This window comes from Allobosea sp. GW823-FHT01F03, assembly GCF_058798075.1.
In genome coordinates this window covers 188,979-213,932 of the sequence record NZ_CM179505.1, presented here as the reverse complement: position 1 = coordinate 213,932, position 24,954 = coordinate 188,979, and the positions used below count along the sequence as shown (strand labels likewise).

Annotated in this window: 15 protein-coding genes; 4 read left to right on the top strand and 11 right to left on the bottom strand. The window is 69.6% G+C overall.

Annotated features, from left to right (window positions below; genetic code table 11):
* Positions 1–187 precede the first annotated feature (187 nt).
* On the bottom strand, positions 188–1,597 hold the full coding sequence (locus AC3RCC_RS00970) for a sodium:proton antiporter (protein WP_492257322.1): 1,410 nt from the start codon (positions 1,595–1,597) through the stop codon (positions 188–190).
* A gap of 223 nt (positions 1,598–1,820) precedes the next feature.
* Here AC3RCC_RS00970 and AC3RCC_RS00965 point away from each other — a divergent pair, with 223 nt between their 5' ends.
* A complete protein-coding gene (locus tag AC3RCC_RS00965) occupies positions 1,821–2,609 on the top strand; it encodes a class II glutamine amidotransferase (RefSeq protein WP_492257321.1) in 789 nt (262 codons plus the stop codon).
* Between the two features lie 64 nt (positions 2,610–2,673).
* Positions 2,674–5,184, top strand: a complete 2,511-nt coding sequence (gene hrpB, locus AC3RCC_RS00960; RefSeq protein WP_492257320.1) for an ATP-dependent helicase HrpB — start codon at positions 2,674–2,676, stop codon at positions 5,182–5,184.
* A 65-nt stretch (positions 5,185–5,249) separates the two neighbouring features.
* Here hrpB and AC3RCC_RS00955 read toward each other — a convergent pair whose 3' ends face one another.
* Positions 5,250–7,391, bottom strand: a complete 2,142-nt coding sequence (locus tag AC3RCC_RS00955; RefSeq protein ID WP_492257319.1) for a transglycosylase domain-containing protein — start codon at positions 7,389–7,391, stop codon at positions 5,250–5,252.
* 313 nt (positions 7,392–7,704) lie between these two features.
* On the opposite strand from AC3RCC_RS00955, the gene AC3RCC_RS00950 reads away from it, so the two are divergent.
* Positions 7,705–8,100, top strand: a complete 396-nt coding sequence (locus AC3RCC_RS00950; RefSeq protein WP_492257318.1) for a DoxX family protein — start codon at positions 7,705–7,707, stop codon at positions 8,098–8,100.
* Between the two features lie 101 nt (positions 8,101–8,201).
* On the opposite strand, the gene trxA is transcribed toward AC3RCC_RS00950, so the two are convergent.
* The 6 genes from trxA to AC3RCC_RS00920 form a co-directional block, all read right to left on the bottom strand.
* A complete protein-coding gene (gene trxA / locus AC3RCC_RS00945) occupies positions 8,202–8,522 on the bottom strand; it encodes a thioredoxin (protein ID WP_492257317.1) in 321 nt (106 codons plus the stop codon).
* A 110-nt stretch (positions 8,523–8,632) separates the two neighbouring features.
* Positions 8,633–12,109 (bottom strand): double-strand break repair helicase AddA, encoded by a 3,477-nt coding sequence (addA, locus tag AC3RCC_RS00940; RefSeq protein WP_492257316.1) that lies wholly within the window; start codon positions 12,107–12,109, stop codon positions 8,633–8,635.
* Complete coding sequence (gene addB, locus AC3RCC_RS00935) at positions 12,106–15,210, bottom strand: double-strand break repair protein AddB (protein ID WP_492257315.1); 3,105 nt, start codon at positions 15,208–15,210, stop codon at positions 12,106–12,108. Before addB ends, addA begins: the two co-directional genes overlap by 4 nt.
* A gap of 5 nt (positions 15,211–15,215) precedes the next feature.
* On the bottom strand, positions 15,216–15,950 hold the full coding sequence (locus AC3RCC_RS00930) for a nucleotidyltransferase family protein (protein ID WP_492257314.1): 735 nt from the start codon (positions 15,948–15,950) through the stop codon (positions 15,216–15,218).
* Positions 15,951–16,119: 169 nt separating this feature from the next.
* The gene (gene tsaE, locus AC3RCC_RS00925) at positions 16,120–17,745 is read right to left on the bottom strand and encodes a tRNA (adenosine(37)-N6)-threonylcarbamoyltransferase complex ATPase subunit type 1 TsaE (RefSeq protein ID WP_492257313.1); all 1,626 of its coding nucleotides are present in this window, start codon (positions 17,743–17,745) and stop codon (positions 16,120–16,122) included.
* Complete coding sequence (locus tag AC3RCC_RS00920; RefSeq protein WP_492257312.1) at positions 17,742–20,225, bottom strand: sensor histidine kinase; 2,484 nt, start codon at positions 20,223–20,225, stop codon at positions 17,742–17,744. Before AC3RCC_RS00920 ends, tsaE begins: the two co-directional genes overlap by 4 nt.
* A 361-nt stretch (positions 20,226–20,586) precedes the next feature.
* On the opposite strand from AC3RCC_RS00920, the gene AC3RCC_RS00915 reads away from it, so the two are divergent.
* Entirely contained in the window at positions 20,587–22,500 is a 1,914-nt protein-coding gene (locus AC3RCC_RS00915) for an AI-2E family transporter (protein WP_492257311.1), read from the top strand.
* Between the two features lie 75 nt (positions 22,501–22,575).
* Here the strand turns inward: AC3RCC_RS00915 and ahcY are convergent, their stop codons facing one another.
* The 3 genes from ahcY to AC3RCC_RS00900 all read right to left on the bottom strand — a co-directional run bounded on the left by ahcY (position 22,576) and on the right by AC3RCC_RS00900 (position 24,943).
* The gene (ahcY, locus tag AC3RCC_RS00910; protein ID WP_291638489.1) at positions 22,576–23,976 is read right to left on the bottom strand and encodes an adenosylhomocysteinase; all 1,401 of its coding nucleotides are present in this window, start codon (positions 23,974–23,976) and stop codon (positions 22,576–22,578) included.
* Positions 23,977–24,206: 230 nt separating this feature from the next.
* Complete coding sequence (locus AC3RCC_RS00905; protein ID WP_291646238.1) at positions 24,207–24,524, bottom strand: HPr family phosphocarrier protein; 318 nt, start codon at positions 24,522–24,524, stop codon at positions 24,207–24,209.
* A 17-nt stretch (positions 24,525–24,541) separates the two neighbouring features.
* Positions 24,542–24,943 carry a PTS sugar transporter subunit IIA gene (locus tag AC3RCC_RS00900; RefSeq protein WP_291638490.1) on the bottom strand — a complete coding sequence of 134 codons (402 nt, stop codon included), beginning with the start codon at positions 24,941–24,943 and terminating at the stop codon, positions 24,542–24,544.
* Positions 24,944–24,954: the final 11 nt, after the last annotated feature.

Genomic DNA, 24,954 nt, shown 5'->3' with positions numbered 1-24,954 from the left:
GACGGTTTAGACGATGTCGCTGCAGGGAGGAACCACGACCTCGTTCCGGCGCGGCCGGAGGCCGGGCCGGAACCCATGGCCAAAGCCCGACCCGATAGGCGCTGATCGGCTCGGGCCGTTCGACAGCCTTGGCGGATATGGGTTCCGGGCCCATGGCTTCGCCATGTCCCGGAATGACGGCCGCGCCTCAGCGGAAGAAGATCAGCGTCTGCAGCAGGAAGATCGGGATCAGGATGCCGCCCGACCAGGCCATGTAGCCGAAGAAGCTCGGCATCGCGACCTTCCGGTCCTTGGCGATGGCGTAGACCATGAAGTTCGGGGCGTTGCCGATATAGGTGTTGGCGCCCATGAACACGGCTCCGGCCGAGATCGCGGTCAGCGTCAGCGCGCCCGTGGTCATCAGCGCCTTCGCATCGCCCCCGGCCAGCTCGAAGAAGACGAGATAGGTCGGCGCATTGTCGAGGAAGGAGGAGAGGATGCCGGTCAGCCAGAAATAGGCGACGTTGTTGGCGCTGCCATCGGCATTGCTGACCATGGCGACCAGCGAGGAGAAGGCGCCGTCCTTGCCGGCCTGCAGCATCGCCAGCACCGGGATGATGCAGGTGAAGATGCCGGCGAACAGCTTGGCGACCTCCAGGATCGGGCCCCAGCTGAATTCGTTGCCGGCGCGCACCGGCTTTGGCGTCAGCTTCAGCGAAAGCAGAGCAAGGCCGAGCAGGATCGCGTCGCGCACGATGTTCTGCAGTTCGAGATGGACGCCCTGGATGGTGAAGACGACGCCCGGCTTCCAGTTCGCCGACATCAGGATGGCGAGGATGACGCCGAAAAGCAGCAGGATGTTGATCTTGCCATAGAGCTTGATGGCGCGGTCCGGCGTCGGATCCTTCAGCGCCGGCAGGCCCTCCTCCTTGCGGAACAGGAAGCTGTCGAGCGCGTAGAACAGCGCGAGCAGGATCACGACAGCGAAGCTCGTCTCCGGCAAAAGATGCGTCGTCGTCCAGAAGAAGTTCACGCCGCGCAGGAAGCCGAGGAACAGCGGCGGGTCGCCGAGCGGGGTCAGCGAGCCCCCGATATTCGAGACCAGGAAGATGAAGAACACCACGACATGGACGTTGTGGCGGCGGTTGTCGTTGGCGCGCAGCAGCGGCCGGATCATGATGATCGAGGCGCCGGTCGTGCCGACGAAGCTCGCCATCACCGTGCCGATCGCGAGCAGCGCCGTGTTGGTCGCCGGCGTGCCGTGCAGATTGCCCATCACCAGGATGCCGCCGGCGATGGTGAACAGGGCGAAGAGCAGGATGATGAACGGGGTGTATTCGAGCAGGGCCGTGTGCAGCAGCGCACCCAGCGCCGGCTCGAAGCCGCGCAGCAGCACCAGCGGCACCAGCAGCAGGAGCGCCCAGAAGGTGGCGAATTTGCCGTAGTTATGCTCCCAGAAATGCGGGAACAGAATGGGCCCCAGCGCGATCGAGAGCAGCATGCCGGCGAAGGGCAGGGCCCAGGCGACGCTCATGGTCGCGCCGCCGATGTCGCCGGCGGCGAGCGCGCTTTGCGGGAACAGGCCGAACGCGAGCGCTGCGCCCGCTGCTGTCAGCATCGATTTCAAGATCGTCTCCCCCGCCCGCTTGGCGCGGAACTGCCTGCCCCACTGCGGTTGCTGGTTAAACGATGCCCGAAGGGGTCGCAACCGCCACCGCCGCGCTGGACGGGTCGTGGACATGCCGGTAGCGCCTGCTCCAAAAAAGCCGTTATGGCGGCATTCATGCTTGTCGCGCAGATTGACCTTGCGGCGTCCTGCCGCGCCTGATTCGGGGCCGCCCATGTGCCGTTTCCTCGCCTATGCCGGCGCGCCGGTGTTCCTGGAGGATCTCGTCGCCTCGCCCTGCCATTCGCTGATCCACCAGTCGCTGCATGCCGAGGAGGCCAAGACCGGCACCAATGGCGATGGTTTCGGCGTCGGTTGGTATGGCGAGCGGCCCGAGCCCGGCCAGTACCGCGAGATCCGCCCGGCCTGGTCGGACGAGAACCTGCTCTCGATCGCCCGCCTCGTCCGCTCGCATCTGTTCTTCGCGCATGTTCGCGCCGCGACCGGCACGGCGAGCACGCGGGCCAATTGCCACCCCTTCGTCCATGGCCGGCATCTCTTCATGCATAACGGCCAGATCGGCGGCTACGGCCTGATCCGGCGCCGGCTCGAGAGCCTGATTCCCGACCCGCTCTATGGCGCGCGCGTCGGCACCACCGATTCGGAGGTGCTGTTCCTGCTGGCGCTGGCGCGGATCAGCGAGGGCGCGCCGCCGGGCGAGGCGCTGGCCGGCGCGCTCGGCGATGCGCTCGCCCTGATGCAGGAGGCGGGCATCCGCGAGCCCTTGCGCTGCGCCGCCGCGCTCGCCGATGGCGAGGCCATCCATGCCGTCCGCTGGTCCTCCGACGAGAAGCCGCCGACGCTCTATCTCTGCGACCGCGGCGATGCGGTGGTGATCGCCTCCGAGCCGGTCGATGCGGCGCGTGAGTGCTGGCAGGCGCTGCCCCGCAACACGCTGGTCTCGGCCCGCATCGGCGCGGTCAGCCTGCACCCCTTCGAGGTCGGGCTGCGCCGCGCCGCCTGAGGCGAGACGCCTATACGCGGCCGAAACGCTTGCGCAGGCGCTTGCCTCCGGGGCACATGCCGGCATGCGCAGCTTCGACACAGCCCTGCCGATCGACGCGGTCCTCGACGATCTGTCCGCCGCCTTGCGCGCGCGGCCGAACGCGGTGCTCGTCGCCCCGCCCGGCGCCGGCAAGACCACGCGCGTGCCGCTTGTCTTGCTGGACGAGCCCTGGGCCCAAAATGGCAGCAAGGGCGGCAAGCTGATCGTGCTGGAGCCGCGCCGGCTCGCCGCCCGCGGCGCCGCCGCCCGGATGGCGCAGACGCTTTGCGAGCGTGTTGGTGAGACGGTCGGCCTGCGTGTCCGCCTCGGCTCGAAGATCGGGCCGAAGACGCGCATCGAGGTCGTCACCGAAGGCGTTTTCGCCCGGATGATCCTCGACGACCCCGCGCTGGAGGGTGTCGCAGCGGTACTCTTCGACGAATTTCACGAGCGCTCGCTCGATGCCGATTTCGGCCTCGCTTTGGCGCTCGACGCCCAGGCCGGTCTGCGCGAGGACCTGCGCATCCTCGTGATGTCGGCGACGCTCGACGGCGCGCGGGTCGCGCGCCTGCTCGGCGATGCCGCGGTGATCGAGAGCCAGGGCCGGGCCTATCCCGTCGAGACGCGCTATCTCGGCCGCGACCCGCTGAAGCGCATCGAGGACCAGGTTACGGATGCCGTGCTGCTGGCGCTGAACGAGCAGCGCGGCTCGCTGCTCGTCTTCCTGCCCGGCCAGGGCGAGATCCGCCGGGTCGAGGAGCGCCTGCGCGAAAAGATCCGCGATTCCGCTGTCGAGATCGCGCCGCTCTATGGTGCGCTCGACCAGGCCGAGCAGGACCGCGCCGTGCTGCCGGCACCCAAGGGCCGGCGCAAGATCGTGCTGGCGACCGCGATCGCCGAGACCTCGCTGACCATCGAGGGCGTGCGCGTCGTGATCGATTCCGGCCTGGCGCGGGTGCCGCTTTACGAGCCCGATATCGGCATCACCCGGCTTGTCACCCAGCGCGCTAGCCGTGCGGCCTCCGACCAGCGTCGCGGCCGCGCCGGCCGCACCGAGCCCGGCATCTGCTACCGGCTCTGGGAGGAGGCCGGTAATGGTGCGCTTGAGGCCTTCGCCCGGCCGGAGATCCTCTCCGCCGACCTTGCCCCGCTGCTGCTCGACTGCGCCGCCTGGGGTGTCGCCGACCCCGCGACGCTCGCCTTCCTCGATCCGCCGCCCGCCCCGGCGTTGAAGGAAGCGCGGCTGCTGCTGAACGATCTGGAAGCGCTCGATCCCGATGGCCGCATCACTGCCTCCGGCAAGGCGCTGCAGGCGCTGCCGCTGCCGCCGCGCCTCGCCCATATGGTCACCGGCGCCGCCGGCTTCGGCGAGGCCGGGCAGGCGGCGTTGCTGGCCGCCCTCCTGGTCGAGCGCGGGCTCGGCGGCGATGCGATCGACCTCGCCGAGCGCCTGGAGCGTTTCGGGCGCGAGCGCGGCGGCCGCGCTGCCGACATGCGCCGCCTCGCCGAGGGGTGGGCGAGGCAGGCGCAGGCGAAGTCGTCGAGGAGCGAGGCAGGTACGCATTCGCCCGGTTTCCTGCTGGCGCTCGCCTTTCCCGACCGGGTCGCCAAGGCGCGCCAGCCGGGCTCGGGCCAGTATCTGCTCGCCAATGGCCGTGGCGCCGCCCTGGAGCCCGGCCAGCGGCTGGCGCGCGAGCCCTATCTGGTCGTCGGCGAGATGACCGGCAGCGCCGCTCAGGCCCGGATCCTCAGCGCCGCCGCGATCGTCGAGGCCGAGATCGCCGCGCTCGCTGCCTCCGGCCTGATCCGCACCCGCCTGTCGGAGCAGGCCGAGACCTCGTTCGATCGCGCCGCCAGGGCGCTGCGCGCCCGCGCCAGCCGGCGTTTCGGGGCGCTGATCCTGGCCGAGCGTCCCCTGACGGTCGAGGCGAGCGAGGAGAACGCCGTCGTCCTGGCAAAGGGCCTTGCCGGCCTCGGCATCGAGGTTTTGCCCTGGAGCAAGGCGCAGGCGCAATTGCGCGAGCGCGTCGCCTTCCTGCGTGCGGCCGAGGGGCCGGGTAGCGGCTGGCCGGATCTTTCCGATTCCGGGCTCGCCGAGGGCGCGGCGGACTGGCTCGCGCCGCATATCGTCGGTCGTACATCGCTCGCCTCGATCACGCCGGGCGATCTCGACGGGGCGCTGGCCGAGCTTCTGCCCTGGGACCTGAAGCGCCGGCTCGATGCCGAGGCGCCGACGCATTTCGCCGCGCCGACCGGCTCGCAGCTCGCCGTCGACTACGGCGCCGAGGCCGGGCCGACCATCTCGGTCCGGGTGCAGGAGCTGTTCGGCTTGGCCAGGCACCCGGCGCTGGCCGGCGGGCGCGTGCCTTTGGTGCTGGAGCTGCTTTCGCCGGCGCATCGGCCGATCCAGGTGACGCGCGACCTGCCGGGTTTCTGGCGCGGCTCCTGGGCCGCGGTGAAGGCCGAGATGAAGGGCCGCTATCCGCGCCATCCCTGGCCGGACGATCCGGCCGCCGCGCCGCCGACGACGCGGGCCAAGCCGCGCGGGACGTGAGGCATCGGCGACCTCGTCGTCTTTCCGGGGCAGGCCGATAGGTCTGAGCCCGGAATGACGATGTTCTACCCGCCGAACAGGCGCTCCAGGAAGTTCTTCTCCTGCGGCGGTGGCGGGACCCAAGCCCGATCGCCCTCGATCGCAGCTTGCGGCCGCGGCGCCACGCCGGCGACGGGCTCGCCCGGCTCGAAGATCGATTTCGGTCCGCTATGCCAGAGCCCGCCGGGCAGCGGCGCCGGTTGCAGGCCGGCATGGGCGGCCTTCATGAACTTGCTCCAGATATCGGCCGGCAGGCCGCTGCCATAGACGCGCTTCATCGTGCTGTTGTCGTCGTTGCCGAGCCAGACCGCCGTCACCAGCCGGGAGCTGAAGCCGACGAACCAGGCATCGCGGAAATCCTGCGTCGTGCCCGATTTGCCGCCGAGCTCCCAGCCCGGGAAATTGGCCTTGCTGCCGGTGCCGCGCACCATGGTCTCGTTGAACATGGTGTTCATCATCGAGAGGATCTGCGGCTTCACCACCTCGCCGAAGCCGGAGGCCTTGCGGGCGTAGAGCACCTTGCCGGAGAGCGATTTCACCTCGCGGATGACATAGGGCAGCACGCTCTTGCCGCCATTGGCGAAGGTCGCATAGGCGCTGGTCAATTCGATCGGCGTGACCTCGGAGGTGCCGAGCGCCAGCGAGGGGTTGGCCTGCAGCGCCGAATTGATGCCGAGGCGCTGCGCCACCCGGACCGCTTCCTTCGGGCCGATCTCCTGGTTGAGCTTGACCACCACGGTGTTGAGCGAGAGCGCGAAGGCGGTCTGCAGTGTCACCGGGCCGCGATAGGTGCGGCTGTTGTTCTCCGGCTGCCAGCCCTTGATCGAGACCGGCGAATCGTCGCGGATCGCATCCGGCGTCAGGCCGGTCTCCAGCGCCGCGAGATAGACGAAGGGCTTGAAGGCCGAGCCCGGCTGGCGCCGCGCCGCCGTCGCCCGGTTGAACTGACTCTTGGTGTAGTCGCGCCCGCCGATCAGCGCGCGCAATGCCCCGTCCGGCGCCATCGAGACGATGGCGCCCTGGCTGGCGTTCTGCTTGGCGCCCTGGGCGTTCAGAGTCTCGACCAGCATCGTCTCGGCGCTGGCCTGCAGCTTGGTGTCGATCGTGGTCAGGACGGTGACGTCGCCCTCGATCGCGCCGATGAAGTCGTCGAGGACGTCCATGACGTAGTCGGCGGCGTAGTTGACGGAGCCGGCGCCGGTGCGCTCGGCCGCCTCGGCCGGCGCGATCAATGCGCCCTTGGCCGAGGCCTGCGAGATCAGGCCCTGATCGGCCATCGCCGAGATGACCAGCTGGGCGCGCTTCTCCGCCGCTTCCGGATTGCGGTTCGGCGCCAGCCGCGACGGCGCCTGGACGAGGCCGGCCAGCATCGCCGCCTCGGCGATCGTCACAGAGCGTGCCGATTTGTTGAAATAGCGCTGGGAGGCGGCCTCGACGCCATAGGCGCCCGAACCGAAATAGACCCGGTTGAGATAGAGCTCGAGGATCTGGTCCTTGGTGTAGGTCCGCTCCAGCCAGAGCGAGAGGATCGCTTCCTGGATCTTGCGGGCGGCGGTGCGTTCCTGGGTCAGGAACAGGTTCTTGGCGAGCTGCTGGGTCAGGGTCGAGCCGCCCTGGACGCCGCCGCGCTTCGTGACGTTGTTGACGACGGCGCGGGTGAGGCCGATCGGGTCGATGCCGAAATGCTCGTAGAAGCGCCGGTCCTCGATGGCGACGAAGGCTTTCGGCAGATAGGGCGGGACTTCGCCGAGCGTGATCGTCCGCCCGCCGGTCTCGCCGCGATTGGCGAGCAGCGAGCCGTCGGCGGCGAGGATCGCGATGTTCGGCGGCCGCTTCGGCACGGTGAGCTGGTCGATCGGCGGCAATTGCGCTGCGTGATAGGCGACGACCCCGCCGACTCCGAGCACGGCCCAGAGCCCGAGGACGAAGCCCCAATAGAAGATCCGGCCGAAGAAAGAGCGGCCCTTGCGGCGCGGCCTGCGGCCGCCACGCCCTTCGGTCTTCTGACGGCGCGGTTGCTGGCGCGGTGCCACGGGGTTCTTTCCTCCGCGATAGGGGCGGTCCTCGGCCGATAGGCGCAATTCGCCGTCGTCGCGCTCGTAATTCTCGCGCGCAGGTTCGAATGAGGGCTCGCGCCGCTCTCCGTTCCGTCTCGACCGGTCGTTCATCCCGCCCCGTTCAGGCCCCATGGCCGGCGCGCGACAGGCGGCCGGCCAATTTCCAAACAGAATTTAAACATGGCGCTTTTAAGGGTCGGTTAAGCGCGCCGCGCGGCGGAATGCCGCCAAAGAGGCGAGTTTTCCGCACTGTGGCGGATTTGCCGCCGCCGTCCTTTGCTGCACTGCAAACGAAAATGTGAGTTGATCGCCCCTGAGCCGTCGCTGACAACCGCCTTGAGTGGTGAATCAGATATTTGCCAGCAAAGATCGCCATTCGAATGGAATTTCTCTAATCTAGTCTCGAATAGGAAAGAATTTCTGCATGCCACGCTTGGATTCACTCGGCCGCTTTGCTCCGCATTCGCTTGCCCTGCTGCGCATCGTGACCGCGCTGACCTTCTTCACCCATGGCACCCAGAAGCTCTTCGCCTTTCCGGTTGCGCCGTCCTGGGGCATGCCGGCCGCCTTCAGCCTGAGCTGGACCGCTGCGGTACTCGAAGTCGTCGGCGGCGCGCTGCTCGCGGTCGGCCTCCTCACCCGCCCGACCGCCTTCATCCTGTCGGGGCTGATGGCCGTCGCCTACTGGATGGCGCATGGGCCCAAGAGCTTCTATCCGCTGCTCAATGGCGGCGAGCCGGCCCTGCTGTTCTGCTTCATCTTCTTCTACCTGTTCTTCGCCGGCCCGGGCTCCTTCGCGCTCGACAACCGCAAAGGCTGAGGTCTCCCGCTTCGCTCCAGCCGGGATCACGGCGCCGCAAGAATATAAAAAGGCCCGCCTTCCCCGGGGAAGGCGGGCCTTTTGGTTTCAGCCGAACGCCGTCAGACCGCGGCCGAGATCCAGCGCGAAAGGTCGCTCTTCGGGGCGGCGCCGACCTTCTGCGAGGCCAGCTTGCCGTCCTTGAACAGCATCAGGGTCGGGATCGAGCGGATGCCGAACTGGGCCGGGATCTGCTGGTTCTCGTCGACATTCATCTTCACGATCTTGACCTTGCCGTCGAGCGCGCCGGCGATCTCCTCGAGCGCCGGGCCGATCATCCGGCAGGGACCGCACCACTCGGCCCAGAAATCCACCACCACCGGCTGGCTCGACTTGAGGACATCGGCCTCGAAGCTCGCATCGGTCACTTTCGTCGTCGCCATGGCTGTCGCCTTTTCGATTTGCGAGACGGCTTTCGCGCCGCCATTCGTTCCGGAAGCTATGAACCGACGCCGCCAGGGTCAAGGCTGGCTCGCCTCACGATCAAGCAGGTCTACCCTGCCAAATTCGCCAGAACGGCATCGAGTTCCGTCGCGCTCGGCTCGAGCACGGTGAGGTTTGCCGTGTAGATCGCCAGCGCTCTGACAGTCCGGCCCGGATAGATCTCGCCGACCAGGCGCCGGTAGACGGCGAGCTGCGCCAACGTCGTCGCGGGCAGGGAGGCGGCGTCCTTCGGCGCCCGCGCCGCCGTCTTGAAATCGGCGATCAGCACCTCGTCATCGGTCGCCGCGAGCCGGTCGATCCGGCCGATCACCAGGCGCACCTGCCCGCCGGGCAAGGTCACCTCGCCGGCGAGCGGCGCTTCGGCCAGGCTGCCCGGCGCGAACAGCGCCGCCAGCTCCGGCCGTGCGATCAGCGCCAGCGCCTCGGCGCAGATGCGCTGGCGGCGCTCGGCCGGAAGATTGGTCCCGCGCGCTTCCGCCAGAGCGCGGGCGGTCTCGCCGCGCCTTTCGGCCGGGACCTCCGGCAGGATCTGGAGCAGGAGATGCGCCAGGCGCCCCGCCGCCGCCGCTTCGGCGAGGAACGGGCCGTCGGCCGGACGGGCCGCGGCGTCGGCGGCGCCCAGCGCGTTGGAGGGCCGCAGCGGCGGCAGCGCCTCCTGCTCCGGCGGGGCGGAGCGGGCGAGCCAGGCCGGGGCGATGGCGCCGGCCTGCGTCGCCTGTGTGTCGGCTTTAGGCTGGGCCTGCGGCTGCGAGACCATGAAGCGCCGGACCGTGCCATCGCCATCGGGCGCCGCGACCTCGCCGAGCCCGCTCGTCGAGCCAGAGAGCCCGAGCTCGGCCATGGCGTACCAGGAACCCTCCGGCGCCTCGCCCTTGGCCTGCACGCCGCACAGGATCAGCCGCTCTTCGGCCCGCGTCATCGCGACATAGAGCAGGCGGTGATGCTCCTCGATCATCTGGGCGACGATCTCGTCCTTGGCGCCGCGGGTCGCGCTGGAATCGCCGGCCTTGGCCGGCGCCCAGATCGGCACCGGCACGCCGCCCGGCGTTTCGACGCCGATCAGCTTCGGCAGGCGCCGCTCGCCGGGCGCGACGCCGAGATCGGCGAGGATGACCACCGGCGCCTCCAGCCCCTTCGAGCCATGCACCGTCATCACCCGGACCTCGCCGGCACTGGCCGAGAGATCGCGCTTCACCTGCGTTGCGACCGCACCGATATGGTGCAGGAAGCCGGCGAGCGAAGGCCCGTAGCGCCGTTCATGGTCGAGCGCCGCGCTGAGGAAGGCGTCGAGCGCGTCGCCCGCCTCCGGCCCGAGCCGCGCCAGAGCGAGATTGCGCCCGCCGCCCGGCCCGAGCAGGCCGGCGAAGAAGCGGAACGGGCCGTTGCGCCCGGCATCCTCGGCGAGCGCGGTCAGCCTTGCCTCGACGGCGGCATAGCGCGGCTCGTTTTCGGCGGCCTCGCGCAGCGCCTCGCGCAGCGAGCCTTGCCGCTCCGGCGCGAAGCGTAGCAGGTCGTCGTCGTCCAGCCCGAAGAGCGGGGTCTTCAGCGTGATCGCCAGCGAAAGGTCGTCCTGCGGCAGCAGGATGGCGCGGCCGAGCGCGACCAGATCCTCGATGGCGGGATGCTCGGCGAGCGTCAGCCGGTCGCGCCCGGCGACGGGCACGCCGGCATCTTTCAGCGCCTTGACGATCGCCTCGAACAGCGCCCCGCGCTGGCGCAGCAGGATCATCACGTCGCCCGGCTTGAACCGCCGGCCGAGATCGTCATGGCCGGCCTCTTTCCAGCGCTTCAGCACCTCGGCGATGCGCGCGGCAAGCTTGACCAGCCCGGAGCGGCGCTCGGGCGCGTCGACCGGAGTCGTCCAGGCATCGGGCTTGTCACCGGCATCGTCGGCCGAGATCGGCCAGAGATCGACCGCGCCGATCGCCGCCTGCCTGACCGTATCGTGCCGTTCCGGCCCGGCGCCGCCGTCGAAGACGAGGCCGCGCCAATGCGCCTGCGGCGCGAAGACGGCGTCGACCGCCTGCATGATGTCCGGCGCCGAGCGGAAGGAGGTGTTGAGGCTGATCGGCGCGAAGCGCTGGCCGGCCGCGTCCAGCCGCTTGCCCAGCCGGGCGCGTTCCTCGCCGAAATGCCGCGGCGCCGCCCCCTGGAAGCCGTAGATCGACTGCTTCTCGTCGCCGACCACGAAGACTGTACGCGGCCGCGCCTGATCACGCGCGCCCGCGCCGGCGGAGAACTCCTCGGCGAGGCGGCGCAGGATCGCCCATTGCGCCGCGCTGGTGTCCTGCGCCTCGTCGAGCAGGATGTGGTCGATGCCGGCATCGAGCTTGTAGAGCGCCCAGGCCGGGTCGACCCGGTCGAGCAGCGAGCGCGTCTTGCCGATCAGATCGTCATAGTCGAGCAGCGAGCGCTGTGCCTTCAGCCGCTGATAGGCGGAAAGGATATGCGTCACCAGCACGGCAAGCGCATTGCTGCGCTCGCGCACGGCGATGGCGTTGAGCTGCTCGATCGCACGCAGCAGGCAGCCGGTGACGGTATCGAGCGCCTCGTCGAGATGGGCCGGCAGGGCGCTATTGCCCTTGCCGCGGACATGCTGGCTGACCGTGCCTTCGAGGGTCAGGATGCCGGCCCGGCAGGCGGCGACCGGGTCGATCCCGGCTTCCGTGGAGAGCGCGAGCCGCAGCGCCGCCGCCGCCTTCTGCCGCGTCGCGCTGCCGGCATCGAAGCTGTCGATCAGTGCCGAGATGCCGCCGATGCTGGCGAGCTCCGCCCCGAAGCGCTGCTGAACTATCTCGGGCGTCAGCGCCGTCGCGATGCCGAGGAAGGCGGCGATGCCGGCTTCCATCTCCTCCGGGCTGCGCGCCCGGCCGAGGCTGTCATTGAACAGCGCGCGCTGGTGCAGCGCCTCGCGCATGATCTGGTCGAAACTATCCTGCGCCGCCTCACGCGCCATGAAACGCAGCGCCCGCGCCTGCGGTCCGTCGGGATCGGCGGCGGCGGTCGCCAGCAGATCGCGCCTGGCATCGCGCATCAGCTCGTCCTGGGCGAGATCGTCGGCGACCTCGAAGCGCGCCGGCACGTTCGCCTCGAAGGGGGCGCTCTGCAGAACGCGGGTGCAGAAGGCGTGGATGGTCTCGATCTTGAGGCCGCCCGGCGTCTCCAGCGCCTGCGCGAACAGCCGCCGTGCCCGGGCGAGGCCGGCAGCGCCGGGCGCCTGCCCGGTCAGCTTCGCCAGGGTTGCGCGTAGCGCCTCGTCATCTGCTACGGCCCATTCCGAGAGCGCCCGGAACAGCCGGTTCGACATGTTGGCGGCGGCGGCCTTGGTATAGGTGATGCAGAGCATCCGCCCGGGCGCAACCCCGTCGAGCAGGAGCCGCAGCACCCGGTTGACCAGCACATGCGTCTTGCCCGAGCCGGCATTGGCGGCCACCCAGGCGCTGAGATCGGGTTCGGCCGCCAGCGCCTGATTGGCCTTCGTCAGCTCAGGGATGACCCAGCCGGAAGGGGTGGCGTGGGCACTCATGCCTCGTCTCCCGTCTCGGAGCCGAGGCCGGGCGCGGCCGACCATTCCTTGACTCGGGCGAGCTGGTCATAGGGGCTGGCATATTTGATGTAGGCCGGCGCCCGCCGCGAGACATAGGGCTCCTTGCCGGCCCGCAAATCTGAAAGATGCGCGAGCAGATGCGCAAGATGGCGGGCGGTGACGTCGGCCTGGCTCTCGTCCTTGAAGGCGAGCTTCTTGTCCTTCTGCCAGCTCTTCGGGTCGTGGCCGAGCTTCAGGTACATGAGCGCCTCGACCGGCGCCGCCCTGACGGTGGGCGGAAAGCCGTGGCGCAGTGCGAGCTCCGCTTCGAGCGTCAATTGCGGGGCGAAACCGAGCCGGACCTGCTCGTCGCTCGGCGGCGCCCCGGTCTTGAAGTCGATGATCCTGAGCTTGCCCTCGCGCGTTACCTCGATCCGGTCGGCGCGGCCGGTCAGCAGGATGCCACCACCGCCCGGCAGGGCAAATTCGCCTTGCGTGTCGTGCTCGACCGCGACCCTGGCGAGTTCCGGGCGCCGCCTCTCCTCCCAGCCGACGAAGTTCTGCACGATCATCAGGAAGCGCGGCCACCAGAAGGCGCGCACCTCCGGCGTCTCGTCGAAGGCGCGGAACATCCGCTCGCCGATCTCGATCAGGCTGGCGGCGGCGGCGGCCGGCATCTGCTCGGGATAGGTCTGCGCGAACTCGGCGACGATGTCGTGCAGCAGCGAGCCGCGATCGGAGGCGCCGGGGTCCTCCGCCATCTCGGGCAGGGCGTCGAGCTTCAGGATCTTGCGGGCGAACAGCGCATAGGGGTCGCGATAGAGCGTCTCGACCTCGGTGACGCTGAGCCGCTTCGGATGCAGGTGCGGCGCGGGCACCGGCTTCGGCCGGCTCGCCGGCGTCGCCCGCGCCGGGGCACTGAGCAGGCCGGCCCAGCCGATCAGCTCGCGGCCGCGCGCCTCGGTCGCCTGCCAGGCATCGGCCGGCGTCACCGCCTTCAGGCGCTGCCAGAAGCGCGAGGGGATAGTCTCCGCCTCGCCGGCCTTGCGGGCGCGGGTCAGCGTCACCCTGCCCGCCAGCGCCGCCTGGACGAAGTCATGCGCGGTCTGGCCGATGCGCCGTTCCGGCGAGGTGAGGCCGAGCTCGGCGCGCATCGGCCGGTTGAGGAAAGAATCGGTCTGCGTCGCCGGCGGCCAGACGCCCTCGATCAGGCCGCCGAGCACGACATGCTCCGCTTCGAGCAGGCGGGCTTCGAGCAGGCCCCAGATCTTCAGGCGGGGATGACCGGGCTCGCGCCTGACCACCGCGCGCTCGTCGATCAGCCCGGAGAGGATAGCGATCCAGTCGCGCGCCCGCCCTTCCGTCGGGGCCTCCGCCAGCGCGGCCTCGATCTCGTCGAACAATGCGGCCAGCGCCTCGCCATCGGGGCCGCGGAAGACCAGAGAACTGCCGCTCTCGTCGCTGCCGAGCGCCGCGACGGCGGCGCGGGCGGCTCCCGCGACCTCGGCGAGTACCGGCTCGCGCCGGGCGAGCGCCGCCGCCAGCGGCGACAAGGCCGCGTCGAGGCGGGCGAGAACCTGTTCGGCGGCGGCGCGATCCTCCGGCATCAGCTTGCGACGCGGGCGCGGCGCATGCTTGGCATCGATCAAGTCCTCGATCCCGGCAAAGGCCCGGTGCAGCCCGGTCAGGCCGCGGCCGACCGTCTCGCCGCGCCAGCAGCCGATCTCCAGCGTCGCCGCACCCTGGCGCAGCATGGCTTCGCTGAGGCCGAGCCGGCAGAGCGGATGCGCCAGCAGGGCGACGATGCCGGCCGGCGCGAATTCCGTCGCGACGGCGTCGAGCACGAGGCGCAGCAGCGCCCCGGCCGGCCAGCGCCCGAGCGGCAAGCCGGCGGAATCGTCGGCGACGATGCCCCAGCGCCGAAGCTCGATCGCGACGCGCTCGGCGAGACCGCGATCCGGCGTGATCAGCGCCGCCCGTTCGCCGGGCCGTTCCAGAGCCTCGCGCAAAGCGAGCGCAGCGACCAGCGCCTCCTCGCGCTCGTCGGCGGCCTCGACGACGCGCAGGCCGGCGAGCATCGTGTCCGCGCCGGGCGCGGCGGCGATGCCGGCCCAGCCATCGGTGACCGTCGCCGGCAGCATCGCCTGCCGCAGCAGATCACGCCGGGCGGCAAGCGCTTCGGCTGGCCGGGCGAGACACTCGACCTCGTCGCGGCCAGCGCCGATCACATCCAGGAGATGATGCAGGGCGGCCTGCGGATGCGAGGGCGCCGGCTCGCCGGAGATCGCACGCCAGGCCGGCTCCGGCAGGGCTTCGTCGAGATCGGGCAGCACTACCGCGCCGTTGGGCAGGCGCGCGATCGTGGCGAGCAGCCTTGCGGTCGCCGGCACCGTGCCGGTCGAGCCCGCAGCGATCACCGGGCCGGAGAGGCCGCCGGCCTCGAGGCGCCGGCGCTCGGCTTCGAGCATGCGGTTGCGAAAATCGGCCGGGTCGCATTCGCCGCGCTCGGCCAGGATCGCCGGCCAGGTCTCGGCGACGATATCGAGGAAACGGGCGTTGAACTGCCAGATCTCGTCGAAGCGGGCGGCGTCGAGGCCACGTAGCCGCTCCGGCGCCACGCCCTCGGTCTGCATCTGGTCGAGCAGGCCGGCGAGGTCGCCGGCGAGGCCCCAGGCCTCGGCGAGCGTCGAGGGCACCAGCGCCGGCTCGGCCGGATCGAGCCGCAGATGCTGGCGGTTGGCCGCCTTGCCCCATTGCGCGATCAGCCGGGCCAGGATCAGCCGGCGTTGCAGCGGTTCGATCGGCGCGACGCGCGCCAGCATCTCGCCGGAGCCGGCGATCAGCGCCGTCTCGGCCTCGTCGACATCGCCGAGCGGCACGATGCGCGGCAGGAGCAGCGGCCGGCCGCCGAGTTTTTCCGACAGGATCGCCGCGAGGGCGCGGGCGGCGCGCTGGGTCGGCAGATAGAGCGTCGTGCGCGACAGCGCCGTCGGGTCGCCGGGGTCATGGGCCTTGCCGAAGCGCCCGGCCAGCAGCGCCTCCGCCAGCACGGCCAGGAAGGGCGCGCCGGCCGGGATGCTGAACAGGTTGAGCCCGGCCATGCCGCTCAGGCCCGATGGGCGGCGTAGGCAGCCTCGGCGAGCGGGATCGCCTCCGGCGTGCCGACATGCAGCCAGCGCCCGTCGAGCTCATGGCCGAACAGCCGGCGGGCCGCGATCGCCCGGTCGAAGAGCAGGTTGAACGAGAACGAGCCTTCCGGCGTGTCGGCGAAGAGCTCCGGCTTGATGATCGCGACGCCGGCATAGACGAAGGGAGCGCTGGCGGCCTTGCCGCGCCTGGTCAGCCGACCCTCTGCATCGCGGAAGAAATCGCCGGCGCCGTCGAAGCCGACGCTCCCCGCGCGCTCCGAGAGCAGCAGCAAGAGGTCCATCCGGGCCGGGTCCCAGGCCGCGGCCATGGCGGACAGGTTGGAGATGCCGTTCTCGCTCCACAGCGAGTCGGCGTTGACGCTGAAGAACGGCTCGGTTCCGAGTTCGGGCAGCGCCTTCTTGGCGCCGCCGCCGGTTTCCAGCAAAAGGCCGCGCTCGTCGGAGATCACGATCTGCGGCCGCTCGCGCGCCGCGAGATGGTCTTCGATGCGCTCCGGCAGATGGTGGACATTGACCACCGCCCGCTCGACGCCGGCTTCCGCCAACCGGTCGAGCGCATGGTCGAGCATGGTCTTGCCGCCGATAGCGACCAGCGGCTTCGGCAGAGTGTCGGTGATCGGGCGCATGCGCTTGCCGAGCCCGGCCGCCAGCACGATCGCTCGGCGGATCGGCGGCGTTGTCGTCTGCGTCAAGCGAATCTCCTGGCCGTTCGGCATGTTCAGCCTATCAGCCATGCCGGCGGGATTCGCTCAAGTCCTGCGGCCTCAACCTGCGCCGTCATTCCGGCCGCAGCGAAGCGGAGCGCCGGAATCCATCGTAGCGAGATCGGTCAGCTCGGCTGCTCGCCGGATTCGGCGGCTGTCACGGTTCTTCGGGTGGCGACGTGGCCGGCGCCCCGGTTTCTGGCTCCGGCTCGGCCTCGGCCGATGCTTCGGCGGGCGCTTCCTGCGTGGCGAACAGCTTCGGCAGATGCGCCTGGTACCAGGCCTTCAGCTCGGCCAGCGCCGGATGCTCGAGATCGCGGCGCAGATAGGCCTCGATCCGGGGCAGGTGCTTCAGATAGCCCGGCTTGCCGTCGCGCTTGTCGAGACGGGCGAAGATGCCGGCGATCTTGGTGTTGCGCTGCGCGCCGAGGATCGCATAGGCGCGGGCGAAGCCGGCGAGGTCGAATGCCGGGTCGTTGCCGCGCCGCGCCCCGGCATAGGCGGCGAGCAGCTTCAGCTCCAGCGCCGCCGGCACGTCGATGCGCGCATCCTGGCCGAGCGAGACCAGGTCATAGGCGGGATGGCCGAGCACGGCGTCCTGGAAGTCGATCAGCCCGAGTCGGGCATGGCCGACCCGGTCGGGCAGCCAGATCAGGTTCGGCGAGTGGTAGTCGCGCAGCGTCCAGGTCGACGGCGTCGCGAAGACCTCGTCGAACAGCCTGTCCCAGATCCGGCCGAACTCGGCCCGCGTCACCGCGGGCAGCGTCACTCCGGCGATGTGCGGGGCATACCAGTCGAGCACCAGCTCGGTCTCGATCGCCAGCGCCTCGCGGTCGTAATCGGGGATGACGTGGTCGCGCGCCTCGGCCACCGGCAGGATCGTCGGCAGGGCGTGGCGGTGCAGTTCGGCGAGCAGCCGTGCCGCCGCCTCGTAGCGCTCCGGGATCGGCCCGTTCTCGTCGATCACCAGGCCGGGGCCGAGATCCTCGATGAGCAGCAGGCCGGTCGAGAGGTCCTGGGCGAGGATCTGCGGTGCCGAGAGGCCGAGCGAGCGCAGACCCTTGTCCATCGCCACGAAGGCATCGACCGTCTCGGCGAGATGGGCGATGGCGCTATAGGGCTTGCCCTGCCGGATCGCCGGCCCGTCCGGGCGCGGCGGCGAGATCATCAGGATCGCGGTCTCGCCATTCTCCCGCACCAGCCGCTCATAGGCCCGGCTCGAGGCGTCGCCCAGCATGAACTGGCGGTCGGCATCGCTCCAGCCGACGGCGTCGATCATCCGCCGCGCCCCGATGGCGATGGCGAGCCGGGCGCGCCAGAGCACGCCTCCCGAAAGCGTCGCGATCCGCCCGGTCTCGGGGTTCTCCGGGTCGACCTCGATGACGATGTCGAGCCGGCGCCCGGCCGGCAGGCGCGCCCCGGCGCGGTCGGGCCACTCGACCAGGGTGATCGCCCGCTCCAGATCCTCGATCAGCCCGAGATCGTCGAGCTCGTCGGGGCTGCGCACGCGGTAGAGGTCGGCGTGCAGCAGTAGCCCCTTCGGGACATCGTAGCTCTGCACCAGGGTGAAGGTCGGGCTCGGCGCCTCCAAATCCGGGTCTTCGGCCAGCCGCCGCAGCATCGCCCGGGCGACCAGGGATTTGCCGGCGCCGAGATGGCCGGAAAGCGCGACGATGTCGCCGGTCCGGAGGATGTCGGCGATGTCGCGCGCCAGCCTGGTGGTCGCGGCTTCGTCGCTGAGGACCAGGGTATGCGTGCCCGCCTTGGCGGCTTCCTCGCTCATTCCGCAGCGTCCGAGATGCGCATGCCCTCGGGCGGGAAGACGGCGGTGACGCGGGTGCCGGCGCCCGGCGCCGATTCCAGCTCGATCCGGCCGCCATGCAGCTCGACGATCGAGCGGACGATCGACAGGCCGAGACCGACGCCGCGATGGCGCGACCCCAGGGAATGGCTCTCGAACCGGTCGAACACCTTCTCCTTGACCTCGTCCGGGATGCCACGGCCGTCATCGGCCACGGTGATGCGGATTTCGCCGCCGACGCGTCCGGCGCTGATCCGGATGGTCTGGCCCGGCTGCGAGAAGCCGATGGCGTTCGAGATCAGGTTGAACAGGATCTGGCGCAGGCGCTTGCCGTCGGCCCGCAGCGGCCCGGTCTGGGGCGCGATCTCGACCTGCAGCTTGAGCTTGCTGTCGGTGAGCCGGTCCTGCAGCCCGGTCGTCGCCTGGGCGATCGTCTGCGCGACGTCGACCTCATCGAGATTGAGCGCCAGCGCGCCATTGTCGATCGAGGCGAGGTCGAGAATGTCGTTGATGATGGCGAGCAGCGCCCCCGAGGAGCGCACGATGTGGCCGGCATAGTCGCGCTGCTTCTCGTTGAGCGCGCCGATCGTCTCCTCGCCCAGCAGTTGCGCGAAGCCGATGATGTTGGTGAGCGGCGAGCGCAGCTCGTAGGAGACGTGATGGACGAACTCCTCGCGCAGCCGCGAGGCCTTCTCCAGCGCCTCGTTGCGCTCGGTCAGCGCCCGCTCGACATTCACGCCTGCGGTGACGTCGGCGAAGGTGATCAGCGTCGCCCCGTCCGGCAGCGGCGCCGCCGAGCAGTCGAGCACCGTTCCGTCGCGCCTCGCCATGTGACAGCGGTAATCCTCGCGCGCATCGCGCACGCCGGCGACCGCACTGCGAATCTCGGTCCAGACCGCATCCTCCGGGAAGAGCGGCCGGCACAGCCTGACGACCTCGTCGATATGGGGCGCGCCGACAGTGCGCTCCGGCGCGAGCTTCCAGAGCTGCGAGAAGGCGGGGTTGGAGAGTTTGAGGCGGCCGTCGGAGCCGAACACCGCGACGCCCTCGCGCAGCGAATCCAGCGTCTCGCGCTGGGTGCGCGAGAGGGCGTTGAAGCGCGATTCGAGGGTGAAGCGCTCGGTCTCGTCGTCGAAGAGATAGGTCACGCCGCCCTGCGGATGCGGGCTCGCGACGACGTGGATGGTGCGCCCGTCGGGCAGATACCACCAGTCCTCGCTGGCGCGGGTCGCTGTGTAGGCGGCCTGGACGCCGGCCTTCCAGCTGCGGTAGTCGCCGAGCTCGGGCAAGCGGCGCTCGGTGCGCAGCCGGTCGAGGATCTCGCCATCGCTCGGCCGGCTCTCCAGGAAGCTCGGATCTAGCGACCACAGCGTCTCGTAGCCGCTATTGTGGTAGACCAGCCGCTGCGAGGCGTCGAAGACCGCGACGGCGGTCTTCAGCCGGTCGAGCGTGCCCACATGCGCATCCATCTGGCGCTGCAGATCGGCGCGTACCGCCTCGAGCTCGCTCATATCGGTGGCGATGCCGGCGAAGCCCGAGGGGGTCGGCGTTTCCAGAATGTCGACGATGCGGCGCTGGCCGGCTATCACGACCGGAGCCCGCACCGTATAGGGACGGCCCTCCTTGCGTGCCCGGGCGGCGGCCTCGCGCTCCGAGCGGTCGAACAGCTCGAGCCCGTTCTTGACCACTGCGTCGCCATCCGCCGCTTCGACCGCGCGAGCATAGGCCGCGTTGGCCCAGCTCAGCCGGCCATCGCTGGCGCGGGTCCAGACCGGCTGGGGCAGGCCCGCGAGCAAGGTCGCCAAGGTCGCCTGGTCGGAGCTGACCCGGACGAGCTCGTCCTGCAGGGTCAGTGTCCGGGCGCGTTCGCCGCTGGCCTCGCGCAGGCGGATCACGGCGCGGCCGGCGACCGGTCGTCCTTCCGCGTCGACATATTGCCCGCCCTTGGCCCGGAAGGTGAAGGCGAAGGCCTCGCCGCGTTCCTTCAACGCTTCTGTCGCGAGCTCCATCCGCTTGGCGTCGGCGGGCGGTGCCCAGGAGCCATAGGCCAGCGCCATCGCCGAGCCGTTGACGCCGAGAAAGCCGCTATCGCCCTCGAAGACCGGATTGGCGCCGGGGCCGTCCCAGCTCAGCACGACCTGCGGATCGGCCGCGAGCAGGGCGGCGAGCCGTTCCTGATGGCCGCGCGCCGCTTCCAGCCCGGCGGCGAGTTCGCTCTCGCGCCGCTGCCAGCGCGAGCGCTCGTGGACATAGAAGAGCGAGGTGGTGGTGGCGAAGACCACGAGGCCGGTGAACATCAGCGAGAGGAGGCCGGCGCTCAACGTGGTGCCTTGCAGCGCGAACAGCGTTTCGGCCTGCGCCAGGGCAGGGCTCGGGCTGATCCCGCCGGCCAGGCCGGCCAGGACCAGGCGAGATGCCGTCCCGTCCAATCTGCGCCCCAACTGCCTTGCACGTCTCATCATCGCTTCCGTCATCTCGTCAGTCCGGCCTCGATTGGCCGAAATCGGATAGGGAGACCGCCATTGCAAACGCGCGCCGCGGCCTTGGAAAGAATCCACGCCGCAACGCCGCAAAGCCACCAGTGAACGAAATCCGGCCGCGACCCGCCTGGGCGGTCTAGGGCTCGAATCACTGCCACTCTACTCATCGGGAGAGTCCGGCAGGAAGTGCTTAATCGACGGTAAAGTCGGATCGGGCGGCGCAGCCCCGAAACGGGACGGTCGGGACCGGGGCCGGCCAGGACCGGAGCGCGGCGCTTTCGCGGTGCACGACCGGATCATTTTCGCCGGTGCCGCGTTGTCGGCTCGGATAGAGGGGGGTGCGATGGCGAGCGGGCGGGAGAACGGGCAGGCGCGGCTGCCGGATTCGGGCAAGGCGGGGTCTTTCACCGGCGCGACGATCATGCCGGAGGCCCTGCCGCCGCTGATGGTGCTGGTCGGCGCGATCGCTGTGCTCTATTTCGCCCGGGAGGTCTTCATGCCTCTCGCCATCGCGGTGCTCCTCACCTTCGCACTGGCGCCGGTCGTCTCGATGATCCGCAAATCCGGCATGCCCCGCATGCCGGCGGTGATCGCCGCGGTCACGGCGGCCTTCATCGCGATCTCCGCCTTCAGCTTCGTCGTCGTGACGCAGGTCGGCGAGCTCGCGCAGCAATTGCCGACCTATCAGTCGAATATTCTGACGAAGATCAGGTCGGCCAAGGACACGGGCGCCGGCAGTGGCATCGTCAAGCGGATCACCGATGCCGTCGAGCGCGTCGGCAAGGAGATCAGCCAGCCCGAGGATACCAGCCAGACCGTCGAGAGCCAGCGCCCGGCGAATCCGATCCTCGTCGAGATCTATTCGCCCGAGAGGCCGATCCAGCTGCTGACCAGCATGATCCTGTCCCTGGTCGGGCCGCTCGCGACCGCCGGACTGGTCATCGTCGTGGTGATCTTCATGCTGCTCGAGCGGGAGGATCTGCGCGACCGCTTCATCCGCCTGGTCGGCTACAGCGACCTGCACCGGACCACCGAAGCGCTGCAGGACGCCGGCAGCCGCGTCGGCCGCTATCTCCTGATGCAGCTCGTCGTGAACGTCACCTATGGCATTCCGGTCGCCCTCGGGCTCTGGCTGATCGGCATCCCCAATGCGATGCTCTGGGGCGCGCTCGCCATCATCCTGCGCTTCGTGCCCTATATCGGCCCCGCCATCTCGATGGTGCTGCCGCTCTTCCTGGCGGTCGCGGTCTCGCCGGACTGGTCGCTCGTGCTCTGGGTCGTGGCGCTCTTTCTCGTCATGGAGCTGATCAGCAACAATGTCGTCGAGCCCTGGCTCTATGGTTCGGGGACCGGGCTATCCCCACTCGCGATCATCGTCGCCGCGATCTTCTGGACCTGGCTCTGGGGGCCGGTCGGCCTGGTGCTCTCGACGCCGCTGACCGTCTGCCTCGTCGTCCTCGGCAAGCATGTGCCGCAATTCCGCTTCTTCGAGGTCCTGTTCGGCAGCGAGCCGGTGCTCGATCCCGAGGCCCGGCTCTATCAGCGCCTGCTCGCCAATGATCCCGACGAGGCGACCGACCAGCTCGACGAGCTGCTCGAGGAGCAATCCCTGCCCGAGGTCTATGGCCGGGTCGCGATCCCGGCGCTGATCCTCGCCGAGCGTGATCGCGCCCGCGGGGTGATGAGCGCCGAGCAGCGCGAGAGCGTCGCGGCGACGGCGCGCGCGCTGGTCGCCAATCTCGGCGAGTTCGCGGAACCGCGGGCCGGCTCGGACGAGGCCGAGAACGGCGAGGCAGCGGAGCCTGGCGACGAAGCCGGGCGGGATGGACGGCTGCCTGCGCTGGCAGGCCGGACCGTCCTCTGTCTCGGTGGCAGGAACGCCCTCGACGATGCGAGCGCCGCCATGCTCGCGCAGGTCCTGCTCCATCAGGGCGCGGACGTGTCAAGCGCCGGCTTCGCCGATCTGGAGGCCGCAAGGCTGCGGGCGCTGCTCGCCGCGGGGCCGGACGCGGTCCTGCTCTGCCTGCTGAGCCGCGATTCCCTGCGCCATGGCCGCTTCCTGGTGCGGCGGCTGAAGCGGGCCCGGCCCGGTCTGCGGATCGGTCTGGTGTTCTGGCGCGATCCGGCCGAGCCGCGTGGAGCCGAGGAGAGTGCCGCCGCGGTCGACGTCGATTTCATTGCCCACGATATCGAGGAAGCGGTCGCCGGGCTTGGCCCTGTCCGCAGCGAGCCCGTAGCGGCGGCCGCCGCCGGCTGAGGGGCCGCAATGTAGGCGCCATGAAAAAAGCCCGGCGCGAGGCCGGGCTTTCGTCGTCTCAGCGGTTCTTGCCGCTCAGTAGCGATAGAGTTCCGGCTTGAACGGGCCGGTCTGCGCGAGCCCGAGATATTTCGACTGCGCGTCGGTCAGCACGGTCAGCTTGGCGCCGACCTTGGCGAGATGCAGCGCTGCGACCTTCTCGTCGAGATGCTTGGGCAGAGTGTAGACCTTGTTCTCGTACTTGGCGTGGTGGTTCCACAGCTCGATCTGGGCCAGCGTCTGGTTCGAGAACGAGCAGGACATCACGAAGGACGGGTGGCCGGTCGCGTTGCCGAGATTCACCAGGCGGCCTTCCGAGAGCAGGATGATGCGCTTGCCGTCGGGGAACTCGACCTCGTCGACCTGCGGCTTGACGTTGTCCCACTTGAAGTTCTTCAGGCCGGCGACCTGAATCTCCGAGTCGAAATGGCCGATATTGCAGACGATGGCGCGGTGCTTCATCGCGCGCATATGGTCGACGGTGATGACGTCGCAATTGCCGGTGGCGGTCACGAAGATGTCGCCGCGCGAGGTGGCGTCTTCCATGGTGACGACCTCATAGCCCTCCATCGCCGCCTGCAGCGCGCAGATCGGGTCGATTTCGGTGACGAGCACGCGGCAGCCGGCCTGGCGCAGCGAGGCGGCCGAGCCCTTGCCGACGTCGCCATAGCCGGCCACGACCGCGACCTTGCCCGACATCATCACGTCGGTGCCGCGGCGGATGGCGTCGACCAGCGACTCGCGGCAGCCATAGAGGTTGTCGAACTTCGACTTGGTGACGCTGTCGTTGACGTTGATCGCCGGGAAGGGCAGGCGGCCGGCCTTGGCGAGGTCGTAGAGGCGGTGCACGCCGGTGGTGGTCTCCTCCGAGACGCCCTTGATCGCGGCGCGGGTCTTGGTGAACCAGCCCGGATTGGCGGCGAGCTCGCGCTTGATCAGCTTGAAGAAGATCGTCTCTTCCTCATTGCCCGGCTTGTCGAGGAAGGCGGCATTGCCGGCCTCGGCCTCGGCGCCGAGGATGATCAGCATGGTCAGGTCGCCGCCATCGTCGAGGATCATGTTCGGCGTGCCGCCATCGCCCCAGGTGGCGGTGCGCAGCACGTATTCCCAGTACTCCTCCAGCGTCTCGCCCTTGATCGCGAAGACCGGCGTGCCGGTGGCGGCGATCGCGGCGGCGGCGTGGTCCTGGGTCGAGAAGATGTTGCAGGACGACCAGCGCACATCGGCGCCGAGATCCTTCAGGGTCTCGATCAGCACCGCGGTCTGGATGGTCATGTGCAGGCAGCCGGCGATGCGTGCGCCCTTCAGCGGGTTCTTGCCCTTGTGCTCGGCGCGGATCGCCATCAGGCCCGGCATCTCGTCCTGGGCCATGTTGATCTCCTTGCGGCCGAAATCCGCAAGCGTGATGTCCTTGACGACGTAGTCCTGCTTCGACACGGGAGCGCTCCAATCGATGGTTCTGCGATGATGGAGGGCTCTCTAGCAGGGCTGCCGGCAGAGCGCAATCAAAGATATAAAGATGTCTTTATGTCTTGCTGCCGCAGGCGGGCAAGCGCGTGATGCCCGGCCTGACCGGGGCAAGATGTGGCGAGCGCACAGGGCTGCTGTCTCGTTCTGCGAGGGGGCCCGGGTCTGCGTTACGCTCCACCCGGGAAGACGGCCGAAGCCTATTCGCCTTCGCCGAACCGGTCGGCGACCAGCGCTTCCAGCGCCTTCAGGGCCTGCTGAGCCTCGTTGCCCTGCGCGACGACGGTGATGGTCGAGCCGATGCCGGCGCCGAGCGTCAGAATGCCCATGATCGAGGTCGCGCCGACGGTCTCGCCGCAGCGGCTCACGGTGATGTCGGCGTCGAAGCCCGAGGCGCATTGCACGAATTTCGCCGTGGCGCGGGCGTGCAGGCCCTTCTTGTTGACGATCTCGAACTCGCCATGGACGGCCCCGGCCGGGATTTCGACCTCCGAACAGTCGCAGTCCTCTTCGCGCATCTCGTCCAATTCGGCCCTCATTTGCCCGCAAGCACGCGGCTGGCGACCGTGATGTATTTGCGGCCGGCATCCTGCGCGCTGGTGACGGCTTCGTCGAGGGTCTTTTCCTCGCGCACGCTGGCGAGCTTGATCAGCATCGGCAGATTGATCCCGGCGACGACGTCGATGCGGCCGGGCTCCATCACCGAGATGGCGAGATTGGAAGGCGTGCCGCCGAACATGTCGGTGAGCACGATGACGCCTTTGCCGCTCTCGACCTGCTCGACTGCCGCGATGATGTCGCGGCGACGACCTTCCATGTCGTCATCGGGGGCGATGGCGATCGTGGCGAGGTTTTCCTGAGGGCCGACGACGTGTTCAAGGGCGGCGCGGAATTCCGTCGCCAGGTGCCCATGCGTCACAAGCACGAGTCCGATCATTCAACACCACC